Genomic DNA, 21708 nt, shown 5'->3' with positions numbered 1-21708 from the left:
CCTCCATGACGACGGTGTCCAGCCACGCGCTGGCGCTGGGCCGGGTGGACGGCACGAAATTCGCGGTGGGCGGCTTCACCAACCTGTCCCGCGACCACCTCGACTTCCACCCCACCATGGCCGACTACTTCGAGGCCAAGGCGAAGCTGTTCGATCCCGCGTCGCCGCTGCGCGCCCGCCGGGTGGTGGTCTGCGTCGACGACGACGCCGGGCGCGCCATGGCCGCCCGCGCCGGTGACGCGATCACCGTCAGCGCCGCCGGCCAGCCCGCGCACTGGCGTGCCATGGACGTCACCCCGATGGGCGCCGGGGGGCAGCAGTTCACCGCGATCGACCCCGCCGGCGTCCGCCACCGGGTCGGCATCCGGCTGCCGGGCGATTACAACATCGCCAATTGCCTTGTCGCGCTGGCCATTCTGGATGCGGTCGGGGTCTCGCCGGAGCAGGCCGCGCCGGGTTTGTTGACGACCCGGGTGCCCGGCCGCATGGAAGAGATCGATCGCGGGCAGGACTTCCTGGCGCTGGTCGACTACGCCCACAAGCCGGGCGCGCTGCGGGCGGTGCTGACCACGCTGGCGCGCCCGGGTCGCCGGGTGGCGGTGGTGTTCGGCGCCGGCGGCGAACGCGACCCGGGCAAGCGGGCGCCGATGGGAGCGACCGCGGCCGAGCTGGCCGACCTGGTCGTCGTCACCGATGACAACCCCCGCGGCGAGGACCCGGCCGCCATCCGCCGCGCGATCCTGGCCGGGGCGGCCGGGGCCGGCGGTGGGGCCGAGGTCGTCGAGATCGGCGACCGGCGGGCGGCGATCGAACACGCGGTGGCGTGGGCCGGGCCGGGCGACGTGGTGCTGGTCGCGGGCAAGGGCCACGAGACCGGACAACGTTCGGCGAGGGAGGTCCGACCCTTCGACGACCGGGTTGAGTTGGCCCGGGCGCTGGAGGGGCTGCGATGATCGACCTGACCATCGCGCAGATCGCCGAGATCGTGGGCGGCACGCTGGCCGACATCTCACCGGCCGCGGCCGCGGAGCTGCGGGTCACCGGCACCGTCGAATTCGACTCGCGCGCAGTCGGTTCCGGTGGCTTGTTCCTCGCGCTGCCCGGGGCCCGCGCCGACGGTCACGACTACGCGGGCGCGGCCGTGGCGGCCGGGGCGGCCGCCGTGCTGGCCGCCCGGCCGGTCGGCGTGCCCGCCATCGTGGTGCCGCCGGTGAGCGCCGCCGACGCGCGGGCCGGGGTCCTCGAGCACGACGCCGACGGCTCGGGCGCCGCGGTGCTTTCGGCGCTGGCCAAGCTGGCCAAGGCGGTGGCCGCCGAGCTGGTGGCGGGCGGGCTGACCATCGTCGGCATCACCGGCTCGTCGGGGAAGACGTCGACCAAAGACCTGGTGGCCGCCGTGCTCGAGCCGCTGGGCGAGGTGGTCGCCCCGCCAGGGTCGTTCAACAACGAGCTCGGGCACCCGTGGACGGTGTTGCGGGCGACGCGGGACACCGACTACCTGGTGCTCGAAATGTCGGCCCGCCACCCCGGCAACATCGCCGCGCTGGCCGACATCGCCACGCCGTCGGTCGGGGTGGTGCTCAACGTCGGCACCGCCCACCTGGGCGAGTTCGGCTCGCGCGAAGCCATCGCGCGCACCAAATCCGAACTGCCGCAATCGGTTCCGCCGTCCGGTGTGGTGATTCTCAACTTCGACGACCCGGCGGTGGCGGCCATGGCCCGCGTCACCCGGGCGCGGGTGGTGCGGGTCAGCCGGTCCAGCCACACCGATGCCGGCCCCAGCGACGTCTGGGCGGACGGAGTGTCGCTGGACGCACTGGCCAGGCCGCGCTTTACCCTGCACGCGATGAACGGCGCGGCCGAAGTGCAGCTGGGCGTGTACGGCGACCATCAAGTCACCAACGCGCTGTGCGCCGGCGCGGTCGCGCTGCAATGCGGCGCGACCGTCGAGCAGGCGGCCGCCGCGCTGGCGCAGGCGGGGCCGGTGTCGCGGCACCGGATGCACGTGACCACCCGGGCGGACGGCGTCACGGTGATCGACGACGCCTACAACGCCAACCCCGACTCGATGCGGGCCGGGCTGCAGGCGCTGGCCTGGATCGCCCACGGCCGCGGGGCCGGCCCCACCGAAAAGCGCCGGAGTTGGGCGGTGTTGGGGGAGATGGCCGAGCTCGGCGAGGATGCGGTAGCCGAGCACGATCGCATCGGCCGGCTGGCGGTGCGCTTAGATGTGTCTCGACTGGTCGTCGTGGGAAGTGGGAGGTCGATGAGCGCCATGCACCACGGAGCGGTCATGGAGGGCTCGTGGGGGGCCGAGGCCGTCAACGTGGCCGACGCCGACGCCGCGCTGGAGTTGCTGCGGGCCGAGATGCAGCCCGGCGACGTGGTCCTGGTCAAGGCCTCCAACGCGGCCGGGTTGGGCGCGCTGGCCGACAAGCTGGCTCGTGACGACGACGGGACGCGCCCGTGAGACAGATCCTGATCGCCGTCGCGATCGCGCTCGCCGTGTCAATCCTGTTGACGCCAGCGCTGATTCGCCTGTTCACCCGGCAGGGTTTCGGCCACCACACCCGTGAGGACGGCCCGCCCAGCCACCACACCAAGCGCGGCACCCCGTCGATGGGCGGGGTGGCGATCCTGGCCGGCATCTGGGCCGGATACCTGGGGACGCACCTGGTCGGGCTGGCGTTCGACGGGGAGGGCGTCTCCGCGTCCGGTCTGCTGGTGCTGGGCCTGGCGACCGTGCTCGGCGGTGTCGGCTTCCTCGATGACCTGATCAAGATCCGCCGGTCGCGCAACCTCGGGCTGAACAAGACGGCCAAGACCATCGGGCAGGTCGCGGCCGCGGTGGTATTCGGGGTGCTGGCGTTGCGGTTCCGCAACGGCAGCGGGCTGACGCCGGCGAGCTCGGACCTGTCGTACGTGCGCGAAATCGCCACCGTCACTTTGGCTCCCGGCCTGTTCGTGTTGTTCTGCGTCGTCGTCGTCAGCGCCTGGTCCAACGCGGTCAACTTCACCGACGGCCTGGACGGGCTGGCCGCCGGCAGCATGGCGATGGTGACCGCCGCCTACGTGCTGATCACCTTCTGGCAGTACCGCAACGCCTGCGTCACCGCGCCGGGTCTGGGCTGCTACAACGTGCGCGACCCGCTGGATCTGGCGCTCGTCGCGGCCGCGACCGCGGGCGCCTGCATCGGCTTCTTGTGGTGGAACGCCGCTCCCGCAAAGATTTTCATGGGGGACACCGGATCGCTGGCGTTGGGCGGCATCATCGCGGGCCTGTCGGTCACCAGCCGCACCGAGATCCTCGCCGTCGTGCTGGGCTCGCTGTTCGTGGCCGAGGTGTCGTCCGTGGTGCTGCAGATCCTGGCTTTTCGCACCACCGGGCGCCGGGTGTTCCGGATGGCGCCCTTCCACCACCATTTCGAATTGGCGGGCTGGGCCGAGACGACGGTGATCATCCGCTTCTGGCTGCTGACGGCCATCACCTGCGGTCTGGGCGTGGCCCTTTTCTACGGTGAGTGGCTGGCCGCGATCGGTGCCTGACGTGGCCGGGCTCGATCCCCTGGCGCCCGGCGCGCCGGTGCTGGTGGCCGGCGGCGGCATCACCGGCAGGGCGGTGCTGGCGGCCCTGACAAGGTTCCGCGCGGTGCCGACCCTGTGCGACGACGACCCGGGCACGCTGCGGCGCCACGCCGAGACCGGCGTGGCGACCCTGACCACGTCGGCGGCCACCGAGCGCGTCGCCGACTACGCCCTGCTCGTCACCAGCCCGGGCTTCTCGCCGGAGACGCCGCTGCTGGTCGCCGCGGCGGCGGCGGGCGTGCCGGTCTGGGGCGATGTGGAATTGGCCTGGCGGCTCGACGCTGCCGGCCAGTACGGTCCGCCGCGCCGCTGGCTGGTGGTGACCGGCACCAACGGCAAGACCACCACGACGTCGATGCTGCACGCGATGCTGACGGCCGCGGGCAGGCGAAGTCTGTTGTGCGGCAACATCGGTGATCCGGTGCTGGATGTGCTCGAGGCGCCCGGGGACGTGCTGGCCGTCGAGCTGTCGAGCTTCCAGCTGCACTGGGCGCCGTCGGTGCGGCCCGAGGCGGGCGCCGTGCTCAACATCGCCGAAGACCACCTGGACTGGCACTCCACCATGGCCGACTACACAGCGGCGAAGGCGCGGGTGCTGGGCGGCCGGGTGGCGGTGGTGGGTCTCGACGATGAGCGGGCGGCCGCGCTGCTGGGCACCGCGACGGCGCCCGTGCGCGTCGGCTTCCGGCTCGGCGAACCGGCGGCGGGCGAACTGGGCGTGCGCGACGGCCAGCTGATCGACCGCGCCTTCGCCGACGACCTCGCGCTCCTGCCGGTTGAATCGATTCCGGTGCCCGGGCCCGTGGGCATCCTCGACGCCCTGGCCGCGGCGGCGCTGGCCCGCAGCGTCGGCGTGCCCGCTGAGGCGATCGCCCAGGCCATCGCGTCCTTTCGGGTGGGCCGGCATCGGGCGGAGGTGGTCGCCGTCGCCGACGGCATCACCTACGTCGACGACTCCAAGGCCACCAACCCCCACGCCGCCCAGGCGTCCGTGCTGGCCTACCCGCGCGTGGTCTGGGTGGCCGGCGGTTTGCTCAAGGGCGCGTCGGTCGACGCCGAGGTCGCCAGGATGGCCTCTCACCTGGTCGGCGCCGTGCTCATCGGCCGAGATCGGCAAGAGGTTGCAGAGGCGTTATCGCGACACGCGCCGGATGTCCCCGTCGTCCAGGTTGTGACAGGCGAGGATGCTGATATGAATGCGACGGCTGTGGTTGTTGGTGCAAATGTGACAGAAGTGAAACATTCGGGCGGGGATCTCGGCACTTCCGTCATGACGGCCGCGGTCGCCGCGGCCCGCGACCTGGCGCAGCCCGGCGACACCGTGCTGCTGGCCCCGGCCGGCGCGTCGTTCGACCAGTTCAGCGGCTACGCCGACCGCGGCGACGCCTTCGCCGCCGCCGTCCGCGCGGCCACCCGGTAGGCGGGCGTGGGTAACCCGCTGGCCCGGCTGAGACGCCGGGGCAAGGACACTTCGGGGACGGCTTCTGAGCCAACCGCGGCCGCCGAACCGGGCGAGGCCGAGGCCACCGGCCCGATCGTCGGCACCTCCGAGGCCAAGCCTTCGGCGAACAAGCAGGCGGCCGAGGAACGCAACCGGTTCGGCGCCTGGCTGAGCCGGCCCATGACCTCGTTTCACCTGATCATCGCCGTGGCCGGGCTGCTGACCACGCTCGGCCTGATCATGGTGCTGTCGGCCTCGGGCGTGCGGTCCTACGACGCCGACGGGTCGGCCTGGGTGATCTTCGGCAAGCAGGTGCTGTGGACGGTGATCGGCCTGATCGCCTGCTATTCCTCCCTGCGCATGTCGGTGCGGTTCATCCGCCGCGTCGCCTTCACCGGGTACGTCGTCACCGTCATCCTGCTGGTGCTCGTGCTGGTTCCCGGCATCGGAAACCTGGCGAACGGGTCGCGGAAGTGGTTCGTCATCGCCGGCTTTTCGATGCAGCCCTCCGAGCTGGCGAAAATCGCGTTCGCCATCTGGGGCGCGCATCTGCTGGCGGCCCGCCGGCTGGAGCGGGCCTCGCTGCGCGAGATGCTGATTCCCCTGGTCCCCGCGGCGGTCATCGCCCTGGCGCTGATCGTGGCCCAGCCAGACCTGGGGCAGACGGTGTCGCTGGGCATCATCCTGCTGGCGCTGCTGTGGTACGCCGGGCTGCCACTGCGCGTCTTCGCCACCTCGCTGGTGGCCGTCTTCATGGCCGGGGCGATCCTGGCCATGTCGGCGGGTTACCGCTCGGACCGGGTGAAATCCTGGATGAACCCCGAGAACGACCCGATGGACACCGGTTATCAGGCCCGCCAGGCGAAGTTCGCCCTGGCGCACGGCGGCATCTTCGGCGACGGCCTGGGCCAGGGCGTCGCCAAGTGGAACTACCTGCCCAATGCCCACAACGACTTCATCTTCGCGATCATCGGCGAGGAGCTGGGCTTCGTCGGCGCGTTCGGCCTGCTGGTGCTCTTCGGGTTGTTCGCCTACACCGGGATGCGCATCGCGCGCCGCTCGGCCGACCCCTTCCTGCGGCTGCTGACCGCGACCACGACGATGTGGGTGCTGGGCCAGGCGTTCATCAATATCGGTTACGTGATCGGCATCCTGCCGGTCACCGGCATCCAGCTGCCGCTCATCTCCGCCGGCGGAACCTCAACGGCGGCAACGCTTTTCATGATCGGAATCATGGCCAACGCGGCGCGTCACGAACCGGAGGCCGTGGCGGCCCTGCGCGCCGGCCGCGACGACAAGGTGAACAGGTTCCTGCGGCTGCCGCTGCCCCAGCCGTACGTGCCGACCCGGCTGGAGTCGTTCCGTGATCGCAAGCGGGGCGGCAAGCAACCGGCCAAGGGCGCCCCGTCCCGCAACGGCGCGCGCAAGCCCGCCCGCAAGGCCGAGGAACCGCTGCGGCCGGCCTTCTCCCGCACAGCCGGCCGGCCGGCCCGCCGGGCGGTGCATCATGGATCTGGCCAGCGATACGCCGGCCAGCGTCAGGCACGGCGCGCTCGCGCATTGGAAGGTCAGCGTTACGGGTGAACGACACGGTCAGCAAGCCGGCCGGCGGGTTGGGGGGAAGTCCCCAGCCCGCCGGTGCCGCGTTGTCGGCTTTTAAGCCGCTCAAACCCCTGTCGGTGGTGCTGGCCGGCGGGGGCACCGCCGGCCACGTCGAGCCCGCGATGGCGGTGGCCGACGCGCTCAGCGCGCTCGACCCGCAGGTGCGCATCACCGCGCTGGGCACCCACCGCGGCCTGGAGACGCGGTTGGTCCCCCAGCGCGGTTACCACCTCGAGCTGATCACGCCGGTGCCGCTGCCGCGCAAGCCGAGCGGCGACCTGGCGCGGCTGCCCCCTCGGGTGTGGCGCGCGGTCCGGGAGACCCGCGCCGTGCTCGACGCGGTCGACGCCGACGTCATCATCGGTTTCGGCGGCTACGTGGCGCTGCCGGCGTACCTCGCCGCCCGCGGTCTCGGCCGTCGCCGCCGGGTCCCGGTGCTCATCCACGAGGCCAACGCCAGCGCGGGGCTGGCCAACCGGGTCGGCGCGCGCCGCGCCGACCGGGTGCTGTCCGCGGTCCCCGACTGCGGGTTACCGCGCGCCGAGGTGGTCGGCGTGCCGGTGCGCGCGGCGATCACCTCGCTGGACCGCGCGGCGCTGCGCGCCGAGGCGCGCAGGCACTTCGGCTTCGCCGACGACGCCAAGGTGTTGCTGGTGTTCGGTGGCTCGCAGGGAGCGGTGTCGCTGAACCGGGCGGTGTCCGCGGCCGCCGCCGACCTGGCCGCCGCGGGCGTGTCGGTGCTGCACGCGCACGGCCCGAAGAACACGCTGGACCTGCGGGAGAGCCAGCCCGGCGAGCCGCCCTACGTCGCGGTGCCCTACCTCGACCGGATGGACCTGGCCTACGCCGCCGCCGACCTGGCGATCTGCCGGTCCGGTGCCATGACCGTCGCCGAGGTTTCGGCGGTCGGTCTGCCGGCCATCTACGTGCCTCTGCCGATCGGCAACGGCGAGCAGCGGCTCAACGCGCTGCCGGTGGTCAACGCCGGCGGCGGCATGGTGGTGGCCGACGCCGCCCTGACGCCGGAGCTGGTCGCCCGCGAGGTGGCCGGCCTGCTCAACGACCCGCCCCGGTTGGCGGCTATGACGGCGGCCGCCGCGCGGGTGGGGCACCCGGACGCGGCGCGCCAGGTGGCACAGGCGGCGCTGGACATCGCCAGGAAGGCAGCGGCGGGAGGGCGACGGTGAACGCCGAGCAGCTGCCGCCCGAGCTGCCCCCCGAGCTGGCAAGGGTGCACATGGTGGGCATCGGGGGAGCCGGCATGTCCGGCATCGCGCGCATCCTGCTCGACCGCGGGGCGCTGGTGTCGGGCTCGGACGCCAAGGAGTCGCGGGGCGTGCACGCGTTGCGCGCCCGCGGCGCGTCGATCCGCATCGGCCACGACGCGTCGTCGCTCGACCTGTTGCCGGGCGGTCCGACCGCCGTCATCACCACCCACGCGGCCATCCCGAAGACCAACCCCGAGCTCGTCGAGGCCCGGCGGCGCGGCATCCCGGTGATCCTGCGTCCGGCCGTGCTGGCCAGGCTGATGGACGGGCGCACCACGCTGATGGTCACCGGCACCCACGGCAAGACGACGACGACGTCGATGTTGATCGTGGCGCTGCAGCACTGCGGGCGCGACCCGTCGTTCGCGGTCGGCGGCGAGATGGGGGAGGCCGGAACCAACGCGCACCACGGCAGCGGCGATTGCTTCGTCGCCGAGGCCGACGAGAGCGACGGCTCGCTGCTGGAGTACACGCCCAACGTCGCGGTCGTCACCAACATCGAGACCGACCATCTGGACTTCTACGGCAGCGCCGACGCCTACGTCGGGGTGTTCGACGCCTTCATGGAGCGCCTCGCCCCGGGGGGAGCACTGGTGGTGTGCGTCGACGACCCGGGCGCGGCCGCGCTGGCCGAACGCACCGCCGCCCTGGGGATTCGGGTGCTGCGCTACGGATCCGCGCCGGATGCCGAGAACGCCGCCACCCTGGTGTCCTGGGAGCAGCAGGGCACCGAGGCCGTCGCGCACATCCGGCTGGCGGGGGAACAGCACCCGCGCGTGATGCGGCTGTCGGTGCCCGGCCGGCACATGGCGCTCAACGCGCTGGGCGCGCTGCTGGCAGCGCTCGAGATCGGCGCTCCGCCCGATGCCGTGCTCGACGGGCTGGCCGGCTTCGAGGGCGTGCGCCGGCGGTTCGAGCTGGTGGGCAACGCCGGGTCGGTGCGCGTCTACGACGACTACGCTCACCATCCCACCGAGATCAGCGCCACGCTGGCCGCGGTGCGCACGGTCCTCGAGCAGAGCGGCGGCGGTCGCAGCGTGGTGGTGTTTCAGCCCCACTTGTATTCGCGCACAAAGGAGTTCGCGGCAGCGTTCGGCCGCGCGCTCGATGCCGCCGACGAGGTGTTCGTCCTCGATGTCTACGGCGCGCGTGAGCAACCGCTCGCCGGCGTCAGCGGCGCCAGCGTCGCCGAGCACGTCAGCGTGCCCGTGCGCTACCTGCCCAACTTTTCCGCGGTCCCCGAGCAGGTGGCGGCCGCGGCCGGGCCGGGCGACGTCATCGTCACGATGGGCGCGGGTGACGTGACCCTGCTGGGCCCGGAGATCGTGACCGAGCTGCGGATTCGGGACAACCGCAGCGCGCCCGGGCGGCCGGGGGCGCCGCGGTGACCCAGCCGAACGACGCGACGCCGAGCGATCTGGGCGAGGTCGGCGGGCCACCCGAGGCAGGGGAGGCCGCCACCGAGCCGATATTCGTCGGGGGGCCCGAGGGCGAGATCACGCCCGAGCCGGACGAATTCGAGGGGCCGCGCCGGCGGGCCCGCCGCGAACGCGCCGAACGCCGGGCCGCCCAGGCGCGCGCCACCGCCATCGAAGAGGCCCGCCGCGAGGCCAAACGCCGGGTCAGCGGCCGCGTGGCCGACGAGCCCAAGCCCGTCGCCCGGGGCGTGGTGCGCGGCTTGAAGATGCTGCTGGTGACGGTGCTCCTGGTCGTCCTCGGGATCGGGCTCGCGCTGATTCTCTACTTCACGCCGGCGATGTCGGCCCGCAACATCGTGGTCATCGGCACCGGCGTGGTGACCAGGGAAGAGGTGCTCGACGCCGCGCGGGTGCGGCCCGGGACGCCGCTGCTGCAGATCAACACCAGCCAGGTCGCCGATCGGGTGGCGGCGATCCGGCGGGTGGCCAGCGCCCGCGTGCAGCGCCAGTATCCGTCGGCGCTGCGCATCACGATCGTCGAGCGAGTTGCGGTGGCGGTGAAGGACTTTCCCGACGGCCCGCACCTGTTCGACCGCGACGGCGTCGACTTCGCGACGGGGCCGCCGCCCCCGGCGCTGCCCTACCTCGACGTCGCCGATCCGGGCCCCACCGACCCGGCCACCAAGGCGGCCCTGCAGGTGCTGACCGCGCTGCGACCCGAGGTCGCGGGTCAGGTGGGCCGGATCGCGGCCCCCTCGGTGGCCTCGATCACGCTGACCCTGGGCGACGGGCGCGTGATCATCTGGGGAACGACCGACCGCACCGACGAGAAGGCCGAGAAGCTGGCCGCCCTGCTGACCCAGCCCGGCCGGACCTACGACGTCTCGAGCCCCGACCTGCCCACGGTGAAGTAGGGGCGCCCGCCGGATTGTGACGGTGGCAACAGAAAAATTTGCGAGCCGCGCGTCGGCGCGCCTGCGTGGTTAGGGCGCGCCATGCCCATACCGTTCTGGTTGCGCGGAACTACTTGACATAACTCTAACTCTATGGTTGAGGTTGAGGGTTTGCCAGGGCGGACCGCGAACGTTCTCCGAGCAATCCCGTCGCGAAGAACTGAGCCCACCAGGGAGGAAAACGAATGATGACCCCCCCGCATAACTACCTGGCCGTCATCAAGGTCGTGGGTATCGGTGGCGGCGGCGTCAACGCCGTGAACCGGATGATCGAGCAGGGCCTCAAGGGCGTGGAGTTCATCGCGATCAACACCGACGCGCAGGCGCTGTTGATGAGCGACGCCGACGTCAAGCTCGACGTGGGCCGCGACTCCACCCGCGGGCTCGGCGCCGGAGCCGACCCGGAGGTGGGCCGCCGGGCCGCCGAGGACGCCAAGGACGAGATCGAGGAGCTGCTGCGCGGCGCCGACATGGTGTTCGTCACCGCAGGCGAGGGCGGCGGCACCGGCACCGGCGGCGCGCCCGTCGTGGCCAGCATCGCCCGCAAGCTGGGCGCGCTGACCGTCGGCGTGGTCACCCGGCCGTTCTCCTTCGAGGGCAAACGGCGCGGCAACCAGGCCGAAAGCGGCATCGCCGCGCTGCGCGAGAGCTGCGACACCCTGATCGTCATCCCCAACGACCGGCTGCTGCAGATGGGCGACGCGGCGGTGTCGCTGATGGACGCGTTCCGCAGCGCCGACGAGGTGCTGCTCAACGGCGTGCAGGGCATCACCGACCTGATCACCACCCCGGGCCTGATCAACGTCGACTTCGCCGACGTCAAGGGCATCATGTCGGGCGCGGGCACGGCGCTGATGGGCATCGGTTCGGCCCGCGGCGAGGGCCGCTCGCTCAAGGCGGCCGAGATCGCGATCAACTCGCCGCTGCTGGAGGCGTCGATGGAGGGCGCCCAGGGCGTGCTGATGTCGATCGCCGGCGGCAGCGACCTGGGGCTGTTCGAGATCAACGAGGCCGCCTCGCTGGTGCAGGACGCCGCCCACCAGGACGCGAACATCATCTTCGGTACGGTCATCGACGACTCGCTGGGCGACGAGGTGCGCGTGACCGTGATCGCCGCGGGTTTCGACGCCACCGGACCCGGCCGCAAGCCGGTCATCGGCGGCGCCGCCGCCGAGAAGGCCGGTGCGCACCGGATCGAGTCGGCGAAGGCCGGCAAACTCACCTCGACGCTCTTCGAGCCCGTGGACGCGGTCAGCGTGCCGGTGCACACCAACGGTGCCACGCTGAATATCGGCGGGGACGACGACGACGTCGACGTGCCGCCGTTCATGCGCCGTTGAGGGTCTCGATTTGCTTGCCGCTGCGCGACGAACCGGCCAAGAAACATAGGGGGCCGGATGGCGGTGCCCGTCGGCGGGCGGTGCGCTCCGGATACTGAGGGGGTGAGCGTGCGCATCCGGCGGGTAACCACCACCCGCGCCGGCGGTGTCTCCGGCCCGCCGTTCGACACCTTCAACCTGGGCGACCACGTCGGCGACGATCCGGCGGCGGTGTCCGCCAACCGAAAGCGGCTCGCCGCGGCCATCGGCCTCAAGCCCGAGCGTGTGGTGTGGATGAACCAGGTGCACGGCGACCGGGTGGAGGTGGTCGACGGGCCGCGGCCCGTCGCGGTCGACAACACCGACGCGTTGGTCACCACCACCGCGCGACTGGCGTTGGCGGTGGTGACCGCCGACTGCGTGCCGGTGCTGCTGGGCGACGCGCGCGCCGGTGTGGCCGCGGCGGTGCACGCGGGCCGCGTCGGCGCCCAGCTCGGGGTGGTGCCCCGCACGGTGGAGGCGATGCTGGCGCTGGGGGCCCACGCCGAGGACATCTCGGCCCTGCTGGGCCCGGCGGTCAGCGGGCGAAATTACGAGGTACCCGCGGCCATGGCCGACGAGGTCGAGGCCACGTTGCCCGGCAGCCGCACCACCACCGCGGCGGGCACTCCCGGACTCGACTTAAGGGTCGGAATCGCTTGCCAGCTAGAGCAATTGGGCGTCACGGCGATCGACTCCGATCCCCGGTGCACGGTGGACGACCCGGCGTTGTTCAGCCATCGCCGGGACGCGCCGACCGGGCGACTGGCCTCGCTGGTCTGGATGGAGTGACCGCGATGACGGTAGGAAGGCCGACCCCAGACAGCGGCAGCGACCGCGAAACGGAATTGACCCACGCATTAGCGGCCGTGCGCTCGCGCCTTGCGGCCGCCGCGGAAGCCGCGGGGCGCAATGTCGGTGAAATCGAACTCCTGCCGATAACCAAATTCTTTCCAGCAACCGATGTGGTGACTTTGTCCCGATTGGGTTGCCGGGCCGTTGGCGAATCGCGGGACCAGGAAGCGTCGGCGAAAGTGAGCGAAGTCACCAAACTGTTGGCGGCCCCGTCGCGGTCGGATACTCCGGGCCTGCGTTGGCACATGGTCGGCCACATTCAGCGCAATAAGGCCCGCTCGGTCGCCCGCTGGGCGCACACCGCGCACTCGGTTGACAGCACGCACTTGGTCAGCGCGCTCGACCGCGGCGTGTCGGCGGCCCTGGCGGAGGGCCGGCGCGCCGATCCGATGCGGATCTACGTTCAGGTCAGCCTCGACGGCGACGAGGCGCGGGGCGGCGTCGACATCTCGGCCCCGGGGGCCGTCGACCAGCTGTGCGCGCAGACCGAGGAGTCAAAATGCCTGGAACTGGCCGGGCTGATGGCCATCCCGCCGCTGGGCTCGGATCCCGATGCCGCCTTCGAGCGCCTGCGAACCGAGCACCTGCGCGTCCTGGAGTCCCATCCGAACGCCGTCGGCCTGTCCGCCGGCATGTCCGACGATTTCGAAATTGCCGTCAAACACGGTTCCACGTGTGTGCGTGTCGGTACCGCGCTATTGGGTCCGCGGCCGCTACCGTCACCGTATTAAGTCACTGTAGTCACATCTTCATCACTGACACCAACCAACAGGGGCTAGAAGGGCTAGAAGGGGTCAACGCAATGAGCACACTGCACAAAGTCAAGGCCTATTTCGGGATGGCCCCGATGGACGACTACGACGACGAGTATTACGACGACCACGCTCCGTCCCGCGGTTTCCCGCGGCCGCGTTTCGACGACGGGTACGGCCGCTACGAGGGGCGCGACTACGACGACCCGCGCGAGCCCGGCGACTACCCGCCGCCGGCCGGCTACCGCGGCGGCTACGGTGACGAGCCGCGCTACGGCGCCGTCCATCCCCGTGAGTTCGAGCGGCCCGAGATGGGCCGGCCCCGCTTCGGGTCCTGGCTGCGCAACTCCACCCGCGGCGCGCTGGCGATGGACCCGCGCCGGATGGCGATGATGTTCGAGGAGGGCCACCCGCTCTCCAAGATCACCACGCTGCGGCCCAAGGACTACAGCGAAGCCCGCACCATCGGCGAGCGGTTCCGCGACGGCACCCCGGTCATCATGGACCTGGTGTCGATGGACAACGCCGACGCGAAGCGTCTCGTCGACTTCGCGGCCGGCCTGGCCTTCGCGCTGCGCGGCTCCTTCGACAAGGTGGCGACCAAGGTGTTTTTGCTCTCGCCCGCCGACGTCGACGTGTCGCCCGAAGAGCGTCGGCGGATCGCCGAAACCGGCTTCTACGCTTACCAATAACCGCGGCTCGTCGGCGGCCGTCGGTCACCGCTTCCGGCGGCCGGGCCGGTTGAGATGTGGCTGGACGCCCGGAGTCGGTACGCTGGCAGGCGCCGCGCAAGCCCGCGGCGCTTGACATCTCATCGGTAAGGTCGGGGCTCTTCAGTTGGTGCTGTTCTTTCAGATCCTTGGGTTTGCGCTGTTCATCTTCTGGCTGCTGCTCATCGCTCGGGTCGTCGTCGAGTTCATCCGCTCGTTCAGCCGGGACTGGCATCCCACCGGCATCACGGTGGTGATCCTCGAGATCATCATGTCCATCACCGATCCGCCGGTGAAGCTGCTGCGCCGGCTGATCCCACAACTCACCATCGGGGCGGTCCGGTTCGACCTGTCCATCATGGTGCTGCTGCTGGTCGCGTTCATCGGCATGCAACTGGCGTTCGGCGCCGCGGCCTAGCCCGCTTCCGCCCCTCGCCGCGGGGCGCCTTCCGGGCCGGAGACGGTTCGGATACGTTTCAGCCTCGGTTTGATGCCCGCGATTTAAAAATTCTAAGGATTCGGATTTTATTGCTCTCAGCGTTTGCAATTGGTTCTTATTTATTGGCCTAAACAGCAACGGTCGCGCCTGGTGTGACAGGATGGACGGCAGTTGCACGACGGCTACCACTGCGTTCTACACTTTCGGGAACGTTAGACAGGATCTTGAGGGGACGAAACAATGCCGCTTACACCAGCCGACGTCCACAATGTGGCGTTCAGTAAGCCACCGATCGGCAAGCGGGGCTACAACGAAGATGAGGTCGACGCCTTCCTCGATCTGGTGGAGGCCGAGCTGACGCGGCTCATCGAAGAGAACAGCGATCTGCGTCAGCGGATCGAGGAGCTGGACCACGAGCTGGCCGCCGGCGGTGGCGCCAGCGCCGCTCCCGCCGCGGCCGCCGCCCCCACGCAGGCGATTCCGGTCGCCGAGCCGGAGCCGGCACCCAAGCCGGCACCGGCGGCGGCGGCACCCGCCGCCTCCCAGGGCACCAACGAGGAGCAGGCCATGAAGGCCGCCCGGGTGCTCAGCCTCGCGCAGGACACCGCCGACCGGCTGACCAGCACCGCCAAGGCGGAGTCGGACAAGATGCTGGCCGACGCCCGCGCCAACGCCGACCAGATCCTCACCGAGGCCCGCCAGACCGCCGAGACCACGGTCACCGAGGCCCGGCAGCGCGCCGACGCGATGCTCGCGGACGCGCAGACCCGCTCCGAGACCCAGCTGCGCCAGGCCCAGGAGAAGGCCGACGCCCTGCAGGCCGACGCCGAACGCAAGCACTCCGAGATCATGGGAACGATCAACCAGCAGCGCACGGTCCTGGAAGGCCGGCTCGAGCAGCTGCGCACGTTCGAGCGCGAGTACCGCACCCGGCTCAAGACCTACCTGGAATCCCAGCTGGAAGAGCTCGGCCAGCGCGGATCGGCGGCGCCCGTCGACTCCAGCGCCGACGCCGGCGGATTCGACCAATTCAACCGGGGTAACAACTAGTTCCACGGCCGTGCCGGACACTCGCCTGACTGCGCGGTTGGCACACTGAGCCTGCACAAGAACTGGCTGTCCCGCTCGTCGCTTGGAGGATGACCGATGCTGATCATTGCGCTGGTGCTGGCCCTGGTCGGGCTCGTCGCGTTGGTGTTCGCCGTCGTCACCAGCAACGAGTTGGTGGCCTGGGTGTGCATCGGCGCCAGCGTGCTCGGCGTGGTGCTGTTGATCATCGACGCGTTGCAGGAGCGGCAGCGGCGTGACGCCGGTGTCACCGACCAGGCCCAGGACGAGGCGGGCGCCGGGGAAGAAGAGGCCGTCGACTATCCCGAGGAAGCCTCACCCGAGGCCGGCCCCGAGCCGTCGGAGCAAGTCGAGGCCACCGAACAGTCGACGGTTCCGGCGGAGGGCCGCGGCGACGAGGCCGCCAAGTAGTACTCAGCCGGTGGGCGCGGCCAGCGCCTCGCGCACCTCGTCGTCGCTGACCTGGTGGAAATCGGCGTAGACCTGGCCGACCGCTTCGAACCCGGGCGGCATGGTCACGCAAACCACCTCGTCGGCCTCGAGCCCGAGCTCACGGCAGGTGGACGCCGGTCCCACCGGCACCGCCACGACAATCGACTTCGGGCCCGCGGCCCGCACCGCCCGGACCGCGGCCAGCATGCTGGCGCCGGTGGCAATCCCGTCGTCGACCAAGATCACCACCCGGCCGCGCGGATCGGCCGGGGCGCGCCCGCCTCGATACGCCCGCTCGCGCCGCGCGAGTTCTGCCGTCTCGCTCTCGATCACCTCGCGCACCTGCTCGTCGGTGATGCGCAGGCTCGAGACCACGTCGTCGTTCATCACCACGCCACCGCCGCTGGCCAAGGCGCCCATCGCCAGTTCCGACCAGCGGGGCACCCCGAGCTTGCGAACCAGGAACACGTCGAGCGGCGCGTGCAACGCCGCGGCGATCTCCCGGGCCACCGGCACGCCGCCGCGGGCCAGGCCGAAGACCAGAACGTCATCTCGGTCGCGATAGGTCATCAGCTGTTCGGCCAGCGCGCGACCGGCCTCGCCACGGTCGTGGAACGTGCGCGTCGAAGAACGTCGGAGAAAGCCGTCGGGTGTCATCGGTCGCAGTCCAGCCTAGGCCGGTCAGCGAACCCGCGTCTCTCCCGGGGCGTTTTGGTTCTGGCTTCCCGCGTCGGCGTCGGGTCCGCTGACCAGGTGCTCGAAAGTGCCGGTGACGTCCAGGATGCGGTCGAGGAATCGCGGCCGATTGTCCAGGTGCAGGCGAACCCCCGCCTGGGAGCTGCGGCGATGGATGAGCAGCAGGCCGGAGAGGCCGGCCGAATCGCAGAAGACCAGCTCGGCCAGGTCCAGATGCAGGTGCGCCGGGGCGGGCTGCACATTGAGCAGCTCACCGGTGGTGCCCACCAACGCGTCCACGGTTTCGTAGACCAAGTCACCCGACACGTGCACGCGGGCCGACCGCTCGGTGGTGGCGACGCTCAGGGATAGGTTCATTCGGGCGCTCCTGGGCAGGCGACGAGGGCATCGTTTGCTGAACGCAGCAGCCGCTGGCTGCGGGGGAACTCGTGGAGCTGGGCGGCCAGCAAATCCAGCGCCGGGCTAAGCGACGCGGCCGGAACGCCGCGCGCGGCGAGGATGTCGGCGGTCCAGGTGACGAAGTCGGTGAACAACGCGTCGTCGTCGGTGTACAGGCTCACCGTGAGGAAGTCGACGATGTGGGCGATGTCTTCGACCGTGTGCTGCCGTTGCAGCGTCGAGTACGCCCGCACGGCGGGGAAGCGGTCCTCCATATCGGCCAGGGTGGACTTCACCAGCTGCGCCGCGCTCCGGCTCACCATCGTGTATTCCTGGTCGACCAGGTGCGGCAGGTCATCGACGGGCTGGCGGCTGGATGCGCGCCGCACGCTTGGGAATCCGCGGCGCAGCCGCTCCTCGGCGGTGCGCGCGTCGGGGGCCCACGCGTCGGCGCCCAGCTGGCGGGCGAAGCGGCCGTCCCGGCCGAAGGCGGCGCCGCCGGCCAGGACGGGGAAGCCGGCGGACTGGCACGCGACGATGGCGGCGTGCGCGTTGGGCAGCCGGGTGGGGATCGAACAGGAGAGTGCGACGACATCGGGGCCGTGCTCGTGCACGTGGGCGATCAGGTGCGGGGTGGGGACCTGCGCCCCGAGAAAGTCGACCTGCCAGCCGCGCAGCCGCAGGACCTCCGCGAGCAGCCTGGCCGGCAAAGCGTGCCACTCACCGTCGACGCACGCCAATGCGACCCGGCCGCCGTGGGCTGTGACTTTGCTGGCGGCGTGATGGGCCAGGGCGGCGATGACGCGGTCGTTGATGGCGGTGGCCGCGTGTTCCTGCGCGACGCTGATGCGGTTGGCTGCCCATTCGGCGCCCACCCGCTGCTGCACGGGGGCGATCACCTCCAGCAGCACGTCCTCTGGCGTCATGCCCGCTTCCAGGGCGGCGAACACGGTGGCCGCGGCCGCGTACTCGTCGCGGTCGGCGAGCGCCCCCCACAGCCGCTCGCGGATGAGCAGTTCGTCGGCGGCACTGGCCGCGGCCGCCGCGTCGGTGTCGAAGGAACTCACGCGACGTACCTGCCCCGGGTGTGGCCATCCACGGCGGACAGGTGGGTGCGCCGCGGGGCGGTGATAGCGACGACCGCGATGTCGTCGTGCACGCGCTGCCCCACCCATTGCGTGGTCAGCATCAGGACGCGCTCGACGATCGCTTCGGCCGGCATTCCGGCACAGCCGGTCAGCGCGTCCGCCAGGCGTTGCTCGCCGAAGAAGTCGTCGCCGAGCGGGCCCCCGCGCGCTTCGGTGATTCCGTCGGTGTACAGCACGCACGTCTCGCCCGGCGCGAGGGACGTCTCGAACGATTGCACAGTGATCCGCTCCAGCGCCCCGACCAGCGTGCCCTTGGTGTTGGCCTCTTCCACCTGCCCGTTGTCGCGCACGATCAACGGCGCGGGATGCCCGGCGGAGGTCAATCGCAGCACCACCTGGCCGTCCCGGTAGGCCACCGAGGCCAGTACCAACGTGGCGAACCGGGTGTGATCGGACGACAGCATGGCGCGGTTGAGCAGCGTGAGCACGCCCTCGTGGTCCTCCGCCAGCGGCGTCAGGGCCTGCAGCGTGTTCCGGATCTTGCCGGTCATCACCGCGGCCTCCAGCCCCTTGCCGCACACGTCGCCCAGCACCACCAGCGTCTCGTCCTCGGGGCTCGCCGCGGGGTGGAAGTCGTAGAAGTCGCCGCCGACGACCTCGTAATCCTTCGAAGCCCGGTACCCACCGGCGAATTCGATGCCGTGCAGCCCGTGCAGCGGCGGCGGCAACAGGTCGCGCATCAGGGTGCGGGTGATGGCGGCCTGCTCCGCGTAGAGCCGCGCGGCCGACAACGCCGCCCCGGCCCGCGCGGCGAACAACCCGGCGAAGATCTCTTCGTCGGCGCTGTACACCGGCCGATCGGCGCGGCGCAGCAACACCAAAGCCCCCGCCGAGCCCCCGTGCCCGGGCAGCGTCAGGATCATGACGGACCCGATCGGACCCGAGAAATGTTGGGGGACAAGCCAATCCGGTATGGTTACCGGGTCGATCCAGCCCGACGAGACCGGAGGGAACCCGTGCAGCGCCTCACTCAAGCCCGCCACCGCCGCCGGGTCCGCGTCGATGCTGCACTGCTCCACCGCGCCGGCCGCGCCGCTGTAGAAGACCGGCAGTCGCCGGCCATGGCCGGCGGGAGCCACCAGCGCCGCCGCGTCCGCCAGGTGCTGTGCGGCCATCTGGACCGTCGCTTCCCGGCAGCGGTCGACATTGAGCGACGCCGTCAACACCGAGGACGCCTCCAGCAGGATCGCCGCGCGCTCCTGCTCGCGCGCCAACGCCTCTTGGGCCTCCCGCAACAGCTGGCCGGTGTCCTCGACCAGCGACCAGGCCACCTCGCCGCTGGGCAACACCGCGGCGTGCGCGTCGAACTTCCGGCTTCCCACGCTTCCCGAGACGACGGACGCGTCCGTGCCGGGGGGAAGTTGGACGAGACGATGGTGTGCGCGCGCCAGCCAGTCGACCGCGTCGATCCGGCCCCCCTGCGACGCGCCGGGGAGCAGGGCTCCGGCCGACCCGCTCAGCGCCCGGATGACTCCGTCGCGATCGATGACCACCGTGGGACAGGGCACGGCCGCCCACAGCGCGTCGAGGTCGATCTCGACGCCTAGGTGGGCACCATCATGCATGCGGTTGACCTGTCAACGCGGGGATTGCGGTTCGGCTCGTTCGCCGAATTCGCACGTACTTGATTGCAGGACAGCTTCGTTCGCGCTGGCCGTGCCTCGAAGGTGCAGCGGAGGAGCCTTTTCTCGACCCCTGTCGCGGGACTGCGGCAGGCCCCTTCTTCATCGCCTGCGCCACGCGTGTGATCGCGGCTTCGCCGCTCAACACACTCTATAGCCTCAGTCGCGTGTGATCGCGGCTTCGCCGTTCAACACACTCCATCGGCTCGGACATGAACGCGAGCGGTCATGTCCCTCGCCTCAGTCGCGTGTGATTGCGGCTTCGCCGTTCAACACACTCCATCGGCTCGGACATGAACGCGAGCGTTCATGTCCCTCGCCTCAGTCGCGTGTGATCGCGGCTTCGCCGTTCAACGCACTCCATCGGCTCGGACATGAACGCGAGCGGTCATGTCCCTCGCCTCAGTCGCGTGTCCGAGGGGGGACTTGAACCCCCACGCCCATTAGTAGGGCACTAGCACCTCAAGCTAGCGCGTCTGCCATTCCGCCACTCGGACAAGCCAACCGCATGGGTTGGCAGCTAAGGCTATCGGATTGTCTCACGCCGACCCAATCCAGTAGGGCCGCTCAGCGCCGAGCCGAGCGGCCTCGGCAGTGGTAGGAAAGGTGGTTGTGACCGACCAGACCGCGTTCCCGGCCGAACCGAGTGACGACGTGGTCGAGGTGGTCAGCAGATTGATCCGGTTCGACACCACCAACACCGGCGAACCGGAGACGACGCGGGGCGAGGCCGAGTGCGCGCAGTGGGTTGCCGAGCAACTCGCCCAGGTCGGCTACTTGCCGCAATACGTGGAGTCGGGGGCTCCAGGCCGCGGCAATGTGATCGCCCGGCTAGCGGGTGCGGACAGCTCGCGGGGCGCGCTGCTGATCCACGGGCATCTCGACGTGGTGCCGGCCGAGCCGGCCGAGTGGAGCGTGCACCCGTTCTCCGGAGCCGTCAAGGACGGCTTCGTGTGGGGCCGCGGCGCGGTCGACATGAAGGACATGGTCGGCATGATGATCGTGGTCGCCCGGCGGTTGAAGCGGGCCGGGATCGTGCCCCCGCGCGACCTGGTGTTCGCGTTCCTCGCCGACGAGGAGCACGGCGGCAGCTTCGGCGCGCAATGGCTTGTCGACAATCGGCCCGACCTGTTCGCGGGCGTCACCGAGGCGATCGGTGAGGTGGGCGGGTTCTCGCTGACCGTGCCGCGCCGCGACGGCGGCGAACGCCGGCTGTATCTGATCGAGACGGCCGAGAAGGGTTTGTCGTGGATGCGGCTGACCGCCCGCGGCCCGGCCGGACACGGATCGATGGTGCACGACCAGAACGCCGTCACCGCCGTCGCCGAGGCGGTCGCCCGGCTGGGCCGGCATCAGTTCCCGCTCGTGCTGACCGATACCGTCGCCCAGTTCCTGGCCGCCGTCCAGGAGGAGACCGGGCTGACGTTCGACGTCTCGTCGGGCGATCTGGCCGGAGCGATCGAAAAGCTCGGCCCGATGGCGCGCATGCTCAAGGCCGTGCTGCAGGACACCGCGAACCCGACGATGCTCAAGGCCGGGTACAAGGCCAACGTCGTCCCGGCGGTGGCGGAAGCGGTGGTCGACTGCCGAATTCTTCCGGGCCGTAAAGCGGCGTTCGAAGCCGAGATCGACGAACTGCTGGGGCCCGACGTCACGCGCGAGTGGATCAAGGACTTCGAGTCGTACGAGACCAGCTTCGACGGCGACCTGGTCGACGCGATGAACGCCGCCGTGCTGGCCCTTGACCCCGAGGGACGCACGGTGCCCTACATGCTTTCCGGCGGTACCGACGCAAAGTCCTTCGCCCGCTTGGGTATTCGTTGTTTTGGTTTCAGCCCGCTGCGGTTGCCGCCGGACCTCGACTTCACCGCGCTGTTCCACGGGGTCGACGAGCGGGTACCCGTGGATGCGCTGAGGTTCGGCACCGATGTGCTGGAACACTTCCTGACACACTGCTGAAGACACGACAGGTAACGAGAGGAT

Annotated in this window: 19 protein-coding genes, 1 tRNA gene and 1 pseudogene; 16 read left to right on the top strand and 5 right to left on the bottom strand. The window is 70.8% G+C overall.

The features are described 5' to 3' along the window. The 15 genes from A5680_RS03410 to A5680_RS03340 all read left to right on the top strand — a co-directional run. A partial coding sequence (locus tag A5680_RS03410; RefSeq protein WP_156674993.1) for a Mur ligase family protein occupies nucleotides 1–953 on the top strand: 953 nt, incomplete at its 5' end. Beyond that, nucleotides 950–2470, top strand: coding sequence for a UDP-N-acetylmuramoyl-tripeptide--D-alanyl-D-alanine ligase (gene murF, locus A5680_RS03405; RefSeq protein WP_067816145.1), 1521 nt, complete (start codon nucleotides 950–952; stop codon nucleotides 2468–2470). The genes A5680_RS03410 and murF, both read left to right, overlap by 4 nt. Then, a complete protein-coding gene (mraY, locus tag A5680_RS03400; RefSeq protein WP_055400963.1) occupies nucleotides 2467–3546 on the top strand; it encodes a phospho-N-acetylmuramoyl-pentapeptide-transferase in 1080 nt (359 codons plus the stop codon). Before murF ends, mraY begins: the two co-directional genes overlap by 4 nt. Nucleotide 3547: 1 nt before the next feature. Beyond that, nucleotides 3548–5005, top strand: coding sequence for a UDP-N-acetylmuramoyl-L-alanine--D-glutamate ligase (murD, locus tag A5680_RS03395; protein WP_369827598.1), 1458 nt, complete (start codon nucleotides 3548–3550; stop codon nucleotides 5003–5005). A 6-nt stretch (nucleotides 5006–5011) separates the two neighbouring features. Beyond that, on the top strand, nucleotides 5012–6610 hold the full coding sequence (ftsW, locus tag A5680_RS03390) for a putative lipid II flippase FtsW (RefSeq protein WP_055400961.1): 1599 nt from the start codon (nucleotides 5012–5014) through the stop codon (nucleotides 6608–6610). After that, nucleotides 6607–7815 (top strand): undecaprenyldiphospho-muramoylpentapeptide beta-N-acetylglucosaminyltransferase, encoded by a 1209-nt coding sequence (gene murG, locus A5680_RS03385; protein WP_055400959.1) that lies wholly within the window; start codon nucleotides 6607–6609, stop codon nucleotides 7813–7815. The genes ftsW and murG overlap by 4 nt, the downstream gene beginning before the upstream one ends. Before the next feature lie 50 nt (nucleotides 7816–7865). Continuing rightward, entirely contained in the window at nucleotides 7866–9284 is a 1419-nt protein-coding gene (murC, locus tag A5680_RS03380; protein WP_067816157.1) for a UDP-N-acetylmuramate--L-alanine ligase, read from the top strand. 29 nt (nucleotides 9285–9313) lie between these two features. Beyond that, complete coding sequence (ftsQ, locus tag A5680_RS03375) at nucleotides 9314–10228, top strand: cell division protein FtsQ (RefSeq protein WP_055405676.1); 915 nt, start codon at nucleotides 9314–9316, stop codon at nucleotides 10226–10228. A gap of 227 nt (nucleotides 10229–10455) precedes the next feature. Next, entirely contained in the window at nucleotides 10456–11607 is a 1152-nt protein-coding gene (gene ftsZ / locus A5680_RS03370) for a cell division protein FtsZ (RefSeq protein WP_055405771.1), read from the top strand. 102 nt (nucleotides 11608–11709) lie between these two features. Continuing rightward, on the top strand, nucleotides 11710–12417 hold the full coding sequence (gene pgeF, locus A5680_RS03365; RefSeq protein WP_067816142.1) for a peptidoglycan editing factor PgeF: 708 nt from the start codon (nucleotides 11710–11712) through the stop codon (nucleotides 12415–12417). Nucleotides 12418–12422: 5 nt separating this feature from the next. Further along, nucleotides 12423–13211, top strand: a complete 789-nt coding sequence (locus A5680_RS03360; RefSeq protein WP_067816154.1) for a YggS family pyridoxal phosphate-dependent enzyme — start codon at nucleotides 12423–12425, stop codon at nucleotides 13209–13211. Between the two features lie 71 nt (nucleotides 13212–13282). Continuing rightward, nucleotides 13283–13924, top strand: a complete 642-nt coding sequence (locus tag A5680_RS03355) for a cell division protein SepF (RefSeq protein ID WP_055403392.1) — start codon at nucleotides 13283–13285, stop codon at nucleotides 13922–13924. Between the two features lie 145 nt (nucleotides 13925–14069). After that, nucleotides 14070–14360 (top strand): YggT family protein, encoded by a 291-nt coding sequence (locus tag A5680_RS03350; RefSeq protein ID WP_007170773.1) that lies wholly within the window; start codon nucleotides 14070–14072, stop codon nucleotides 14358–14360. Nucleotides 14361–14621: 261 nt separating this feature from the next. Continuing rightward, nucleotides 14622–15431 (top strand): DivIVA domain-containing protein, encoded by an 810-nt coding sequence (locus A5680_RS03345; protein WP_055403391.1) that lies wholly within the window; start codon nucleotides 14622–14624, stop codon nucleotides 15429–15431. Between the two features lie 96 nt (nucleotides 15432–15527). After that, nucleotides 15528–15860, top strand: a complete 333-nt coding sequence (locus A5680_RS03340) for a hypothetical protein (protein ID WP_055403390.1) — start codon at nucleotides 15528–15530, stop codon at nucleotides 15858–15860. Between the two features lie 3 nt (nucleotides 15861–15863). Here A5680_RS03340 and A5680_RS03335 read toward each other — a convergent pair. From A5680_RS03335 to A5680_RS03315, 5 genes and pseudogenes are all read right to left on the bottom strand, one after another. After that, nucleotides 15864–16547 (bottom strand): annotated as a pseudogene (locus A5680_RS03335) (phosphoribosyltransferase); the annotation flags it as partial. A 15-nt stretch (nucleotides 16548–16562) separates the two neighbouring features. Continuing rightward, nucleotides 16563–16934, bottom strand: a complete 372-nt coding sequence (locus A5680_RS03330; RefSeq protein WP_067816139.1) for an STAS domain-containing protein — start codon at nucleotides 16932–16934, stop codon at nucleotides 16563–16565. Further along, the gene (locus tag A5680_RS03325; RefSeq protein WP_067816136.1) at nucleotides 16931–18022 is read right to left on the bottom strand and encodes a B12-binding domain-containing protein; all 1092 of its coding nucleotides are present in this window, start codon (nucleotides 18020–18022) and stop codon (nucleotides 16931–16933) included. Before A5680_RS03325 ends, A5680_RS03330 begins: the two co-directional genes overlap by 4 nt. Further along, nucleotides 18019–19668: a PP2C family protein-serine/threonine phosphatase gene (locus tag A5680_RS03320; protein ID WP_067816133.1), complete on the bottom strand. Its 1650-nt coding sequence runs from the start codon at nucleotides 19666–19668 to the stop codon at nucleotides 18019–18021. The genes A5680_RS03325 and A5680_RS03320 overlap by 4 nt, the downstream gene beginning before the upstream one ends. A 468-nt stretch (nucleotides 19669–20136) precedes the next feature. After that, a tRNA-Leu gene (locus A5680_RS03315) sits at nucleotides 20137–20222 on the bottom strand. A 115-nt stretch (nucleotides 20223–20337) separates the two neighbouring features. Here A5680_RS03315 and A5680_RS03310 point away from each other — a divergent pair. After that, nucleotides 20338–21684 carry a M20/M25/M40 family metallo-hydrolase gene (locus A5680_RS03310; protein WP_156674991.1) on the top strand — a complete coding sequence of 449 codons (1347 nt, stop codon included), beginning with the start codon at nucleotides 20338–20340 and terminating at the stop codon, nucleotides 21682–21684. Nucleotides 21685–21708 lie beyond the last annotated feature (24 nt).

This window comes from Mycobacterium sp. E2989 (genome assembly GCF_001667595.1).
Classification (GTDB): domain Bacteria; phylum Actinomycetota; class Actinomycetes; order Mycobacteriales; family Mycobacteriaceae; genus Mycobacterium.
The sequence above is the reverse complement of the archived record's forward strand: the minus strand, read 5'-3'. Positions and strand labels throughout refer to the sequence as shown.